At 70.0% G+C, this 13,255-nt stretch carries 15 protein-coding genes and 3 pseudogenes; 13 read left to right on the top strand and 5 right to left on the bottom strand.

Features of this window, described 5'->3' with window-relative positions; translation table 11 throughout:
- Positions 1-3: 3 nt before the first annotated feature.
- From purB to LP418_RS14505, 3 genes and pseudogenes are all read right to left on the bottom strand, one after another.
- On the bottom strand, positions 4-1,422 hold the full coding sequence (gene purB, locus LP418_RS14515) for an adenylosuccinate lyase (RefSeq protein ID WP_257956812.1): 1,419 nt from the start codon (positions 1,420-1,422) through the stop codon (positions 4-6).
- Positions 1,419-2,750, bottom strand: coding sequence for a phosphoribosylamine--glycine ligase (gene purD / locus LP418_RS14510; protein ID WP_257956811.1), 1,332 nt, complete (start codon positions 2,748-2,750; stop codon positions 1,419-1,421). Before purD ends, purB begins: the two co-directional genes overlap by 4 nt.
- A gap of 43 nt (positions 2,751-2,793) precedes the next feature.
- A pseudogene (locus tag LP418_RS14505) lies at positions 2,794-4,079 on the bottom strand (adenylosuccinate synthase).
- A gap of 67 nt (positions 4,080-4,146) precedes the next feature.
- Between LP418_RS14505 and LP418_RS14500 the strand changes: the two are divergent.
- On the top strand, positions 4,147-5,169 hold the full coding sequence (locus tag LP418_RS14500) for a diacylglycerol/lipid kinase family protein (RefSeq protein WP_257956810.1): 1,023 nt from the start codon (positions 4,147-4,149) through the stop codon (positions 5,167-5,169).
- On the opposite strand, the gene LP418_RS14495 is transcribed toward LP418_RS14500, so the two are convergent.
- Both LP418_RS14495 and LP418_RS14490 read right to left on the bottom strand, forming a co-directional pair.
- A complete protein-coding gene (locus LP418_RS14495; RefSeq protein WP_257956809.1) occupies positions 5,166-5,399 on the bottom strand; it encodes a hypothetical protein in 234 nt (77 codons plus the stop codon). The two genes, LP418_RS14500 and LP418_RS14495, sit on opposite strands and share 4 nt — an antisense overlap.
- A gap of 19 nt (positions 5,400-5,418) precedes the next feature.
- Positions 5,419-6,159, bottom strand: a complete 741-nt coding sequence (locus LP418_RS14490; protein WP_257956808.1) for a hypothetical protein — start codon at positions 6,157-6,159, stop codon at positions 5,419-5,421.
- A gap of 245 nt (positions 6,160-6,404) precedes the next feature.
- Here LP418_RS14490 and LP418_RS14485 point away from each other — a divergent pair.
- From LP418_RS14485 to LP418_RS14430, 12 genes and pseudogenes are all read left to right on the top strand, one after another.
- Positions 6,405-6,755 (top strand): annotated as a pseudogene (locus LP418_RS14485) (hypothetical protein); the annotation flags it as partial.
- Positions 6,674-7,894, top strand: a complete 1,221-nt coding sequence (locus tag LP418_RS14480) for a hypothetical protein (protein WP_336275995.1) — start codon at positions 6,674-6,676, stop codon at positions 7,892-7,894. The pseudogene LP418_RS14485 and the gene LP418_RS14480, both read left to right, overlap by 82 nt.
- A 67-nt stretch (positions 7,895-7,961) precedes the next feature.
- Positions 7,962-8,108 carry a hypothetical protein gene (locus LP418_RS14475; protein ID WP_257956806.1) on the top strand — a complete coding sequence of 49 codons (147 nt, stop codon included), beginning with the start codon at positions 7,962-7,964 and terminating at the stop codon, positions 8,106-8,108.
- Positions 8,105-8,431 (top strand): hypothetical protein, encoded by a 327-nt coding sequence (locus LP418_RS14470; protein WP_257956805.1) that lies wholly within the window; start codon positions 8,105-8,107, stop codon positions 8,429-8,431. The genes LP418_RS14475 and LP418_RS14470 overlap by 4 nt, the downstream gene beginning before the upstream one ends.
- A 76-nt stretch (positions 8,432-8,507) precedes the next feature.
- Positions 8,508-9,488 carry a hypothetical protein gene (locus LP418_RS14465; RefSeq protein ID WP_257956804.1) on the top strand — a complete coding sequence of 327 codons (981 nt, stop codon included), beginning with the start codon at positions 8,508-8,510 and terminating at the stop codon, positions 9,486-9,488.
- A 73-nt stretch (positions 9,489-9,561) separates the two neighbouring features.
- The gene (locus LP418_RS14460; RefSeq protein ID WP_257956803.1) at positions 9,562-9,879 is read left to right on the top strand and encodes a hypothetical protein; all 318 of its coding nucleotides are present in this window, start codon (positions 9,562-9,564) and stop codon (positions 9,877-9,879) included.
- Complete coding sequence (locus LP418_RS14455; protein ID WP_257956802.1) at positions 9,876-10,319, top strand: DUF3151 domain-containing protein; 444 nt, start codon at positions 9,876-9,878, stop codon at positions 10,317-10,319. The genes LP418_RS14460 and LP418_RS14455 overlap by 4 nt, the downstream gene beginning before the upstream one ends.
- A gap of 124 nt (positions 10,320-10,443) precedes the next feature.
- Positions 10,444-10,650 carry a DUF3311 domain-containing protein gene (locus LP418_RS14450; protein ID WP_257956801.1) on the top strand — a complete coding sequence of 69 codons (207 nt, stop codon included), beginning with the start codon at positions 10,444-10,446 and terminating at the stop codon, positions 10,648-10,650.
- 17 nt (positions 10,651-10,667) lie between these two features.
- Positions 10,668-11,375, top strand: coding sequence for a sodium:solute symporter family transporter (locus tag LP418_RS14445; RefSeq protein ID WP_257956800.1), 708 nt, complete (start codon positions 10,668-10,670; stop codon positions 11,373-11,375).
- Entirely contained in the window at positions 11,372-11,914 is a 543-nt protein-coding gene (locus tag LP418_RS14440) for a hypothetical protein (RefSeq protein ID WP_257956799.1), read from the top strand. The genes LP418_RS14445 and LP418_RS14440 overlap by 4 nt, the downstream gene beginning before the upstream one ends.
- The gene (locus tag LP418_RS14435) at positions 11,908-12,378 is read left to right on the top strand and encodes a hypothetical protein (RefSeq protein ID WP_257956798.1); all 471 of its coding nucleotides are present in this window, start codon (positions 11,908-11,910) and stop codon (positions 12,376-12,378) included. The genes LP418_RS14440 and LP418_RS14435 overlap by 7 nt, the downstream gene beginning before the upstream one ends.
- A 200-nt stretch (positions 12,379-12,578) precedes the next feature.
- Positions 12,579-13,223, top strand: a pseudogene (locus LP418_RS14430) (M14 family zinc carboxypeptidase); the annotation flags it as partial.
- Positions 13,224-13,255 lie beyond the last annotated feature (32 nt).

Here is a 13,255-nt window from a genome sequence, read left to right as displayed (position 1 = left end):
GCGTCAGAGGATCGAGCCCGGTGCGTACGCCGCAGCGTCGGGGTGGCGAGCGACGACGGCCTCCACCAGCGCGACCACGGCCTGCGTCTGCGCCACGGCAGCGCCGGTGAACTCGATCGGGTCGGCGACGAGTGCGTCGATCTGGTCGCGGGTGAGCCCCAGCCGCGAGTCGGCGGCCAGCCGGTCGAAGACGTCGTTGACGGCCCGGCCCTTGCGCATGTCGAGGGCGACGCCGACGGCGGCTTCCTTGATCGCCTCGTGGGCGACCTCGCGGCCGACTCCATTGCGGACGGCCGACATCAGCACCTTGGTCGTGGCGAGGAACGGCAGGTAGCGGTCGAGCTCGCGCTGGATGACGGCCGGGAAGGCACCGAACTCGTCGAGGACGGTGAGGAAGGTCTGGAACAGCCCGTCGGCGGCGAAGAACGCGTCGGGCAGCGCCACTCGGCGTACGACCGAGCAGGAGACGTCGCCCTCGTTCCACTGGTCGCCGGCAAGCTCGCCGACCATCGAGAGGTAGCCCCGGGTGATGACGGCGAGGCCGTTGACGCGCTCACAGGAGCGGGTGTTCATCTTGTGCGGCATCGCGGACGAGCCGACCCGGCCCTCCTTGAAGCCCTCGGTGACCAGCTCGATGCCGGCCATCAACCGGATCGTGGTCGCGAGGTTGGACGGGCCGGCGACGAGCTGGACGACCGCGCTGAGCACGTCGAAGTCGAGCGAGCGCGGGTAGACCCGGCCGACGCTGGTCAGGACGTTGTCGAAGCCGAGGTGTGCGGCGACCCGGGACTCGAGGTCGGCGAGCTTGGTGGCGTCACCTCCGAGCAGGTCGAGCATGTCCTGCGAGGTCCCCATCGGGCCCTTGATGCCGCGCAGCGGGTAGCGCGCGAGCAGCTCCTCGACGCGCTGGACGCCGATCAGCATCTCGTCGGCGATGGTCGCGAACCGCTTGCCGAGGGTGGTTGCCTGAGCGGCCACGTTGTGCGAGCGACCGGCCATCACGGTGGTCTCGTGCTCGGTCGCGAGCCGCGCGAGGCGGGCCAGCGTCGCGACGGCGCGGTCACGGAGCAGCGCGAGCGACTGCTTGATCTGCAGCTGCTCGACGTTCTCGGTGAGGTCGCGGCTCGTCATGCCCTTGTGGATGTGCTCGTGCCCGGCGAGCGCGGCGAACTCCTCGATCCGCGCCTTCACGTCGTGCCGGGTGATCCGCTCGCGGTCGGCGATGCTGCGCAGGTCGACGTTGTCGACGACCTTCTCGTAGGCCTCGATCACGCCGTCGGGCACGTCGATGCCGAGGTCCTTCTGTGCCTTGAGCACGGCGATCCAGAGCTGGCGCTCGAGCACGATCTTGTGCTCGGGACTCCAGATGGCGGCGAGGTCGGCCGCCGCGTAGCGGGTCGCGAGGACGTTGGGAACGGTCATGAGATCTCCCGGTCGAGTCGAGTGATATCCCCAACCGTGGATGCAGCCACTTCATCACTCGACTCGAGCAAGGCGGCACCCTCGACGACACCGAGCGGCTCGGCCGCGATGTCGCGGCGCCACTGGGCGCCGGGGAACGAGATGGACGCGATGCCTTCGTAGGCCTTCGCGCGGGCGTCGGCGATGTCGGAGCCGATGGCGCGTACGGCGAGCACCCGGCCGCCGGCGGAAACCAGATGCCCGTCCGAGCGGGCCGTCCCGGCGTGGATCACGTCCACGTCGGTCTCCTCGGCCAGCGTCTCGGTGCCGACGATGACATCGCCCTTGGACGACGACTCGGGGTAGCCGGCGCTCGCCATCACCACGGTGACGGACGCGCCCTCAGCGAAGATCGGAGCGGGCACTGACGACAGGTCGCCGCGGGCGGCAGCCGCCAGCAGCTCACCCAGCGGCGAGGTCATCAGCGCGAGCACCGGCTGGGTGTCCGGGTCGCCGAAGCGGCAGTTGAACTCGATCACCCGCGGGCCGGTCGCGGTCAGCGCGAGTCCGACGTAGAGCGTGCCGACGAACGGGGCGCCACGGCGGTTCATCTCGTCGAGGGTCGGCTGGACCACGGTCGCGAGCACGTCGTCGGCCGGGCCGGGCGGTGCCCACGGGAGCGGTGAGTAGGAGCCCATGCCGCCGGTGTTGGCGCCGAGCCCGCCATCGAAGATCCGCTTGAAGTCCTGTGCGGGCGGCAGCGCGATCGCCGTACGACCGTCGCAGACCGCGAAGAGCGAGACCTCGGGACCATCGAGGAACTCCTCGATCACGACCCGCTCGCACGACGCTGCGTGCGCCAGCGCCTCGTCGCGGTCGGTGGTGACGACGACGCCCTTGCCGGCGGCGAGCGCGTCATCCTTCACGACGTACGGCGACCCGAGCTCGTCGAGGGCAGCGGCGGCCTCGGCCGGGGTGGCGCAGACGCGGGAGCCGGCCGTGGGCACACCCGCGGCGGCCATCACGTCCTTGCTGAACGCCTTGGAACCCTCGAGCTGAGCGGCGGCGGCCGACGGGCCGTAGACCGCGATGCCGGCAGCCCGGAGCGGGTCGGCCACCCCGGCGACGAGCGGGGCCTCGGGGCCGACGATGACCAGGTCGATGCCGAGCCCGACGGCGAGGGCGGTGACGGCGGCACCGTCCATCGGGTCGACGTCGTGCAGGGTCGCGACCGCGGCGATGCCGGGGTTGCCGGGGGCCGCGTGGACCTCGCTGACACCCGGATCGAGGGACAGGGCCAGCGCGAGCGCGTGTTCGCGGCCACCGGTGCCGATCACGAGAGTCTTCACGGGCGTCGATCCTATCGGCGCCCGTGTCCGACTCGGTGATGTGTCAGTCGGGGTGGACGACCAGCGTCTGCTCGCGCCCCGGACCGACGCCGACGCCCCAGATCTTCGCGCCCGAGATCGCCTCGAGGGCCCGGACGTAGACCTGCGCGTTCTTCGGCAGGTCGGCGAACGTACGGCAGCCGGAGATGTCCTCCTGCCAGCCGTCGAAGAACTCGTAGATCGGCTTGGCGTGGTGGAACTCGGTCTGCGTCATCGGCATCTCGTCGACGCGCACGCCGTCGATCTCGTAGGCCACGCAGACCGGGATCCGCTCCCAGCTGTCGAGGACGTCGAGCTTGGTGAGGAAGAACTCCGTCAGGCCGTTGACGCGCGGAGTAGCGAGCGATCACGGCGTCGTACCAACCACAGCGACGCGTGCGGCCGGTCGAGACGCCGATCTCGCCGCCGATGCGCTGGAGCTCGATGCCGTCCCTGGTCGAAGAGCTCGGTCGGGAAGGGGCCGGAGCCGACGCGGGTCGTGTAGGCCTTGATCACGCCGATCACCCGGTCGATGCGGGTGGGGCCGACGCCTGCGCCGGTGCACACGCCGCCGGCGATCGGGCTGGAGGACGTCACGAACGGGTAGGTGCCGTGGTCGACGTCGAGCATGGTCGCCTGGGCGCCCTCGAAGAGCACGGTCTTGCCCTCGTCGAGGGCGCGGTTGAGCAGCAGCGAGGTGTCGCAGACCATCGGGCGGAGGCGGTCGACGAAGGAGAGGAGCTCCTCGACGACGACGTCGACCTCGATCGCGCGGCGGTTGTAGACCTTCGTGAGGAGGTGATTGCGCACGTCGAGGGCCGCCTCGACCTTCTCGCGCAGGATCTTCTCGTCGAAGAGGTCGGCGATCCGGACGCCGACGCGGTTGATCTTGTCGGCATAGGCCGGCCCGATGCCGCGACCGGTGGTGCCGATCTGGTTCTTGCCGAGGAAGCGCTCGGTCACCTTGTCCATCGTCGCGTGATAGCTCGCGATGACGTGCGCGTTGGCGCTGACCTTGAGCTCGGCCACGTCGACGCCACGCTCGATCAGGCTGTCGAGCTCGCGGAAGAGCGCATCCGGCGAGACCACGACGCCGTTGGCGATGACGCTGGTGGCGCCGGGCGTGAGGATCCCGCTGGGCAGCAGGTGGGTGGCGAACTTCTCGCCGTTGACCACGATCGTGTGGCCGGCGTTGTGGCCACCACTCGTGCGGACGACGAAGTCGATGGTGTCCGTGGTGGCAAGGAGGTCGGTCGCCTTGCCCTTGCCTTCATCGCCCCATTGGGCACCGAGTACGACGATCGCGGGCATTGCAGCCCTCCTGAGGTGAGACGGCACTGGAAAAGCAACGAACTCCGGCACAAGTGCACCGGAGCTCTTGCGACCACACGTTAGCGCACGCGGGCCGGTCGACCGCACTGGTCCGACGATCCTGATCCGGTACGGCGACGGGCCGGTCGCGGCCCGTCGGCTACTGTCCGCCGGATGGACCCCCTGCTCGTCATCACCAACTCCGACGCCGGCACCTCGGACCGGGGAGACCCTCGAGCGGGCGCTGGCGATCCTGCGTGAAAGCGCCTCCGTGGAGGTGGCCGCGACCAGCAACCCGGGCGAGCTCGACGGGGTGCTGCACCGCGCGGGGTCTCGCCGGATCGTGGTCGCCGGCGGTGACGGCAGCCTGCACGCCGTGGTCGCTGCGCTGCACAAGCGCCACGAGCTCACCGGCAAGACGCTGGCCCTCCTCCCGCTCGGCACCGGCAACGACTTCGCCCGCAGCACCGGCATCCCGCTCGACATCGAGGAGGCCGCCCGGCTCGTGCTGGACGGCGAGCCGCGACCGGTCGACCTGATCGTCGACGAGACCGGCGAGATCGTGGTCAACAACGTGCACGTGGGCGCCGGCGCGGAGGCCAGCCGCCACGGCCACACGTGGAAGTCGCGCCCGGGCAGCATCGGTGTGGGCAAGCTCAACCTCGGCAAGCTCGGCTATCCCATCGGTGCGCTGAGGGCGGCGGTCAACCCGCCCAGCCACCGGCTGCGGATCGAGCTCGACGGCAGGGTCGTGGTCGACGTCGACCAGCCCGTGCTGATGGTGGCGATCGGCAACGGCACCAGCGTCGGCGGCGGGACCGAGCTGACCCCCGAGGCCGATCCGGAGAGCGGCCAGCTCGACGTGATGGTGGCCCCGGCCGTCGCCCCCACCGCCAAGGTCGGCTACGCCCTGCACCTCTCCCGCGGCGAGCACCACCAGCGCGACGACGTGCTCTACCTGCGCGGCCGCGAGGTGTCGGTGCGCGGCGAGGCCTTCTCCGTCTCGGCCGACGGGGAGATCTACGGACCCGAGCGGTCGCGGACCCGGCGGCTCGAGGCTGCGGCGTACGACATGGTTCTGCCCGGCTAGAGCCAGCCGCGGCGGACGGCCTCGACGCCGGCCCGGGAAGCGGGGTGTCGACGCCGAGCTCGGTCATCAGTGCGGCGATGCGGCGGCGGACCGTGCGCAGGCTGATCCCCAGCTTGCGGGCGATGACCTCGTCCCGGGCGCCCGCGACCAGCTGCTCGAGCAGGAAGCGGCGCAGGTCGGGCCTCGCCTCGCCGGTGTCGAACGCCGGCACCGGGGTCGCCGTCGCCCACAGCGCCTCGAACCAGTGGGTCAGGGCCGCGACCACCGAGCGTTGCCGGATGTGGACCCGCGGCTCGTCGGCGTAGCCGAGCGGTTCGGGGAGCACGGCGTGCGCGTCCCCGAGGATGAACATCCGTGTCGGCAGCTCCGAGATGACCCTGATCTGCTCGCCCGGGCGCGCGCGTCCGCAGCGCCTCGGGGGCCTCGTTGAGGGCACGGACCGGATAGATCGCGCGTGACTTGCGTCCGCCGGCCATCGCCTCGGCGAGCACCCGGCTGACCGCCGACTCCGCGGGGCATCGCCCATGCGTCCGGGCGCAGCCACAACATGTCGCCGCGACTGGTGCGCAGCATCTGGCCGATCAGCTCGAGCGGGTTGCCCCCGGAGCTGAGCTCGCCCTCGATCGGGCGGGTCTCGGAGACGTCGGCCTCGGCCGGCCGGGTCGCGGCCGCGACGAGGTGCGGCACGGCCCGGGCGAGCGCGTCGAGCCGACGGGCGACGGTCGATGCGCGGCCGGACTCCTCCCTGACGAGGTCGGCGACGACCAGCGCCATCGGCGGCACGACCACCTTCTCCCCCGTGAGCGCGACCGGGCCGATGTCGAGCAGCGGGGTCATCCGGGTCAGCAGCTCTTCACGGCTGGACTGGAGGAGCTGGGCCACTGCGTCGATGGTCTTCCCCGACGTCGGCGCCACTTGGTAGTAGAGCCGTTCGGCGTCCCGCGTGAGGCCGAGCGAGGTCAGCACGGAGGACGGCACGTCAACAGCCATGGTGGCAGGTTAGTGCCACCGGCACGCGCGAGCCATGTGGCAGGCGCTGGCCACCCCGAGAATGTGATGACGCGTCAGGGTCCGGTGTATCGCGGGGGTGTGCCACTGGACCGGTTTCTGTCCTTCGGGACGGGGACCGTTGACGCGCAGGGCATCGGAGTCGCCGCAGGGGACGGCTCCGGTGCCCTCGTCATGTCCCGATAGCCTTGCCGCTCACGATCCACGAGCACGGGAGCACACGAGACATGGCACGAGGCGGACAGTCCGGCGAACCCATCGACTGGGTGACGCGCGCAGCGGACGACGCCATCCGGCACGCGGGCGAGGGCAACCTCGTCACGGTCGCGTCCGGCGCCAGCCCGTCCGGCCCGATCCACCTCGGCAACCTGCGCGAGTTCCTCACCCCGCACTTCGTGGCCGAGGAGCTCCGCCGCCGCGGGCTCGCCGTTCGCCACCTGCACTCGTGGGACGACTACGACCGCTTCCGCAAGGTGCCCGCCGGGGTCCCCGCCGAGTGGGCCGATCACATCGGTCGCCCGCTCAGCGCCGTACCCGATCCGTGGGAGTGCCACGAGTCGTGGGCCGAGCACTTCAAGGCGCCGCTGCGCGTCGCTGGCCGAGCTGGGCGTCCAGATGGACGAGATCGACCAGACGCAGATGTACCCGGGCCGGCACCTACCGCGAGCAGATCCTGCACGCGATCAAGCACCGTGACCGGATCGACGAAGTCCTCGGTCGCTACCGCACCAAGGCCGCGCCGGCCGCGGAGACGGAGGAAGAAGAGGCGTCCCCGGCCGACTCGGTCGCCAACGAGGACTTCGAGGGGACGGGCGACCTGTCGCGCTTCCCCTACAAGCCGTGGTGCGGTTCTTGCGGTCGCGACACCACGGACGTGACGGCGTACGACGACGAGAGCACCGACCTCGACTACACCTGTCGCGTCTGCGGGTTCGTCGGCTCGACCAACGTCGCCACGCAGGACGGCGGCAAGCTGGTCTGGAAGGTCGACTGGCCGATGCGGTGGGCGTGGGAGAAGGTCGACTTCGAGCCCGCCGGCCTCGACCACATGACCCCCGGCTCGAGCTACACCGTCGGCCGGGAGCTGGTCTCCTCGATCTTCGACTGGCAGGCGCCCGCGCGCGTCACGTATGCCTTCGTCGGCATCGCCGGCATGCAGAAGATGTCGTCGTCGAGCGGCGGGGTCCCCACCCCGGCCGACGCCCTTGCGATCCTCGAGGCGCCGATGGTGCGCTGGCTCTACACCCGCCGGGCACCCAAGCAGGCGTTCACGATCGACTTCGGTCCCGAGGTCGTTCGCCTGTACGACGAGTGGGACGCCCTGCGCAAGAAGGCCTCCGACCCCGCGAAGCCGGGACGTCGCGGTGCTCGCCTTCGAGCGGGCGTCCTCGACGGTTGCCGGCGGTCCATTGCCGGTGCCGTCGGTGGCTGTCCCCTTCCGGACGCTCTCCTCGGTCGCCGACGTCACCGCGGGCTCCGCCGACCTGATCAGCCGGGTCGTCGAGCACGTCGGCTTCCCGCACGACTCCGTCGCCGACACGGAGCCTCGCCCCGGCGCGGGCGATGGCGTGGACCGCGTCGCTGCCGGAGTCCGAGCGGACGACCGTGCGGTCCACCCCGGACGCCGCCCGGCTCGCGGCGCTCTCCGAGGACGAGGAGCTGTGGCTGCGGATCTTCCTGGACCGGCTGCCCACGGAGCTCGAGCTCGACTCGGTGACGACGGTCGTCTACGGCGTACCCAAGGTGGCCCGCGGTCTCGGCTTCGACGACGCCCCGACCGACCGGTGAAGGCCGACCAGAAGGACTTCTTCACGCTGCTCTACAACCTGCTCGTCGACGCCGACCGCGGTCCGCGCCTGCCCACGCTGATCGTGGCGCTCGGGGCTGACACGGTGCGGACCCTTCTCGTTCCAGCATCGGACAACTCATGACCAAGAAGCCCCTGCACCCCCTAGACATACCGGACGACACCTCCAACGCGGGACTCGCTGGCTGGATGTTCGAGTCGATCACTCGTTCCTACGCCCTCCGGCTGGCGGGCATCATCGCCCTCCTCGGTGCGACGGTCGCCGCACTGAGTCCGGACGCACCGACCGCACCGCGCGTGGCGACGATCGTGTTGGGCGTCGCGGTGACCTTCGCGCTGCTGATCTCGCAGCTGAGGTCGTGGCGCCGCAGCCTCCAGTGGCTGCTGATAGTCGGGGCTGCGCTTGCCTGCGGCGCCCTGCTGGCCATCGTCGTCCGCCCGGGGTGAGGATCGTGAGCCCATCACGTTTGACGAAGCCCGCAAAGGGGCAACCCCCGGTCACGCCAACCTGAGGAACTTTCACATGAGCAACGCGACAACAGTGGAGCTCGGCGACCTCAGAGGCTATGCCGACGTCGTCGACGACGTCTCCGGATATCTCCGCAAGACGTCGAGCTTTGCCGATTCCCACTGCACCCGAACGGACTTCGGCAAACTGCTCGACCCGCTCGCCGCCGGCTACGCCTCACTACTCCCGCAGATCAAGCAGTTGCTCGCTGACCAGATCTCCCTGATGGGCGCCAGCGCAGTCGCGATTGACCGCACACTGCAGGACTTTCGCACCACCGACGGCCGGGAGGCCGAGCGTCACGGCGGACGCGCCACCATCACGGACGACGGCAGATCTGCCACCTATTACGGCAACCCTCTGACCGACTTCGGGAGTCCGTCGCCAACCGAGTCCGAGTTGCCCGAGATCGACTTCGGCTTCCCGTTCGATCAGCTCGCCCGGGCCCCGGAGACGGTCTGTGGCTACGACGTGCGGCGCGAGGTGACCGACTGGCTGGTCGGTGACGTCGTCGAGGTCTCGAAGCAGTCGAACGCGTGGTACACCGTCGGGTCCGCGACCAGCAGCTACTCCCGGTATCTCCGCAACGCCAACGTCATAGTCGCGAAGACGTGGACCGGCGACGCCGCCTCGGCCACCATCATTCGGATGGACGAGTGGAAGGAAATCCTCGACAAGCAAGGGATCGACTTCGACCGGGTCGCCAAGCATCTGGCGGACATCGCCGCTGACGCCGTCGAAATGGCCCAGCTCGCCATCGACCTGATCCTGTTCGCGCTCGACACGGTGGCCAGCGCCCGGGCTAGCCAGTGGATCCCGATCTACGGCCGGGCGAAGTTCGCGATGAAGGCGTGGGACGCCTTCCACAAGGTCAAGGAGGCGTGGGACAAGATTCAGATGTTCCTCGACGTGCTGAGCCTCATCGTCGGCTACCTCGAGGTCCTCTACGACGAGCTCAACCCTGTCAACCTGCCCGCCGCGCCCAGCAATGGCTGACCCTTACGGTCGCGAGGCGATCGCCACAGCTCGTGCGCGGCTACACGCGGATCTGGCCGAGGCACGGGAGCGATTGACGGCCGAGCGACAACGACCGCTGCTGACCGAGGACGAGAAGAAGGAACTCACTGAGATCGCTGCGCGCGGCGACATGGGGCGAGACATGCAGGAGTTCGCCCGGCAGGTCCGGGACGGTAGGTCCGACTGGGAGAGCTTCGTGCGCCGGACCGATGGAAACGCGGACCTGTTCCGAGAGTTCGTCCGCCGCTCTGAGGAGCGGTTCCGGGACGAGGTCGAGGAGGCCCCGGTGAATTCCGAGCCGGCGCCCGGGGCGGAGAACCCCCGCCCCTCCCCTTGGCCGCCAGAAAGCTTCACACGCTCCCGCGAATGACCAGCTCGGGCATGGCATTCTTGCGCCATGTCACACGTCGATCTTCTCGCAGGCCCCCGCCCACCCATCTTCCCGAGGACCCGGCGGCCGCGGAGCTGGCGGGCGGAGAGGCCGCTGCTGCGGTCGTACGCCGACACCCGGAGTCCCCCGCCGCGTGGGCCGCGTTCTCGGAGCTCGCGAAGGCCGAAGGCGCCGACGACGTGACCGTCTACGCCTACTCGCGCGTCGGCTACCACCGCTCGCTGGACATGCTGCGCCGCAACGGCTGGAAGGGCCACGGCCCGGTCCCGTGGGAGCACGCCCCCAACCGCGGCTTCCTGACCTGCCCGGCCCTGCTCGCCCTCAGCGCCCGCGCGATCGGCGAGACGGCCGAGTGGGAGCGGTGCTCGGAGTTCCTGCGCGACTCCAGCGCTGCGGCGTACGACGCGCTCCCGGGCTGACAACAGACCCGGCGGGGGGTGACCCCCGTCACAGCCGGCGCGCTATCGTGCCGGAATGACTCTCGGGAACGAACCAACCGACCGGCCGCGCCCTGAGGACGGGCCCCCTCCGACCAACAGGGCGATGATGATCGCGGCCGGCGTGCTGCTCGTCATCCCGATCGTCGCGCTGATGGCGGTGCCGACCTACACCAAGGTGGAGCCGGAGCTCTTCGGCTTCCCGTTCTTCTTCTGGTACCAGTTCCTCTGGGTCTTCCTCTGCTCGGCCTTGACGTACGGCGCCTACCGCCTCACCCTCGCCGCGCGGAAGAACAACGGGGGCAAGCGATGAGGGCCCTCGTGCTGCCGATGGCAGCGGACCCCGGCATCAACGGGGTCGCCCTCAGCGTCCTCATCGTCCTGTTCGGCATCGTCACCGTGGCGGGCTTCATGGCGTCGCGCTTCAAGCGTGGTGACGGGCTCGAGTCGCTCGACGAGTGGGGCACGGGCGGTCGCAAGTTCGGGACCTGGATCACCCGGTTCCTGCTGGGCGGTGACCTCTACACGGCCTACACGTTTGTCGCCGTGCCCGCGGCGATGTTCGCGACCGGAGCCGTCGCCGGCTTCTTCGCGGTGCCCTACACGATCGTGCTCTACCCGATCATCTTCATCTTCATGGCGCGGTTGTGGTCGGTCAGCCACCGGCACGGCTACGTCACTCCCGCCGACTTCGTCCGGGGCCGCCATGACGCGCGATCGCTGTCGTTGGCCGTGGCCGTCACCGGCTTCGTGGCGACGATGCCCTACATCGCCCTGCAGCTGGTCGGCATCCGAGGCCGTGCTCGAGGTGGCCGGCCTCGGCGGCGGCGACAACATCATCGCCAAGGACCTGCCGCTGTTCATCGCGTTCGCGCTGCTCGCTGCCTTCACCTACTCCAGCGGCCTGCGTGCACCCGCGGTGATCGCCTTCGTGAAGGACATCCTGATCTACCTCGTGATCATCGTCGCGGTGATCTACCTGCCCGGTCAGGTCGGCGGCTGGGACAACATCTTCGGTGCCGCCCCGGGACAAGATGACGGCGAACAATGCCGCCGCGGTGGAGGCGGGCATCAAGCCCACGTCCTCCTTCATGCCCGGCGTCGGAGCCGGCTGGGCCTACGCCACCCTCGCGCTCGGCTCGGCGCTCGCGCTGTTCATGTATCCGCACTCGATCACGGCGTCCCTGTCCTCCAACTCGAGGAACACGATCCGTCGCAACGCCGCGATCCTGCCGGCCTACTCCTTCGTGCTCGGCCTGCTGGCCCTGCTCGGCTGGGTGGCCATCGCGGCCGGCACCACGCCGATCGGGCTCGACGGCGAGCCCAACGCCCAGCTCGTCATCCCGCAGCTGTTCGAGGACATGTTCCCCGCGTGGTTCGCCGGCGTCGCCTCGGGCCGCGATCGCGATCGGCGCGCTCGTGCCGGCGGCGATCATGTCGATCGCGGCGGCCAACACCTTCAGCCGCAACATCTACAAGGAGTGGCTCAACAAGAACGCCACCCCCGCTCAGGAGGCGAAGGTCTCCAAGCTGATGTCGCTGGTCGTGAAGGCGTTCGCCCCGGGTCTTCGTGCTGACGCTGGACAAGCAGAACGCGATCAACTTCCAGCTCCTGGGCGGCATCTGGATCCTCCAGACGTTCCCGGCGATCGTGTTCAGCCTGTTCACCCGCTGGTTCCACCGCTGGGGCCTGCTCGCGGGCTGGGCGGTCGGCATCGTGTACGGCACCGTCGAGGCCTACCGGGTGATCAACCCGGTCACCGGCAAGCACTTCGGCGGCTCGCTGGCCCTGATCCCGGGCCCGGAGAAGATGGGCTACATCGCCATGACGGCGTTCGCGCTCAACCTGCTGGTGACCGTCGTGCTCACGGCCGTCCTCAACGCCCTGAAGGTCTCCAACGGCAGGGACGAGACCATCCCGTTCGACTACTTCGCCGACGCCGACGACCCGCGCGTGCAGAAGGACCTCACCGAGCACCAGTCCCACACATCGCCGTACGGCGATCCCGACGACATCCCCGGGAACGCGGGCGTGCGCTGAGCCGCTGGCACCGGGGGGCGTGACGCAGGCCACGTCCCGCCGTTGATGAGGAAGCGGCGACGATCCGCCGCAGCACACCCCCTTCGGAGGAATCATGCTCGTTCGTTCGTCCCGTCGTCGCCTGAAGGCGGCCGGAGCCCCGGCAGCGCTCGCGCTCGCCGCGGCAGCCCTCGCCGTACCCACGGCGGCCCAGGGGAACCGTGCTCGGCCTCACCGACACGTTCGCGCCCCAGCTCGTCACGGTCGACACCCCGACCCGTGCCGTCAAGGACCGGCTCCAGACCCCGGGGCTCGACCTCACCGAGCATGCCGGCCACGACTACGTCGAGGTCGTCCTGCACTCCGCCCCGGAGCGCTCGGCGCTGCAGGCAGCCGGGTTCACCTTCGAGGTACGCATCCCCGACCTCGTGCGACGTCAGGGCGAGATCAACCGGCTCGACGACCTCTTCGCGGCCGCCACGCTGCGCACGGCCCTGCCGTCGGGGCGCGACGCCTACCGCAGCCCGGCCGACTACAACGCGGAGCTGAAGGCGCTTGCCAGCGACAACCCTGACATCGTCAAGCTGATCACGCTGCCGGAGCCGACGATGGACGGTCGCGCGACCTACGGCGTCGAGATCGCCGCCGACGTCGCCCGCCGCGACGGCCGCCCGACCTTCGCCATGTTCGGCCTGCACCACGCGCGCGAGTGGCCCTCGGGCGAGCACGCGATGGAGTTCGCCATCGACCTCGTCAAGGGCATCAAGGCCGGCGATCCCCGGATCACCGGCCTCGCCCAGAAGGGCCGGATGGTGGTCGTGCCGGTCGCCAACCCCGACGGCTTCCACCTGTCCTACACCGACGGCCGGGCCGTCGACCTGCGCGGAGCTCGACGGCG

The sequence above is a fragment of the Nocardioides sp. B-3 genome, assembly GCF_024703895.1.
Lineage (GTDB): Bacteria > Actinomycetota > Actinomycetes > Propionibacteriales > Nocardioidaceae > Nocardioides.
Note: the sequence above shows the minus strand (reverse complement) of the source record. Positions and strands in the feature narration are given on the sequence as shown.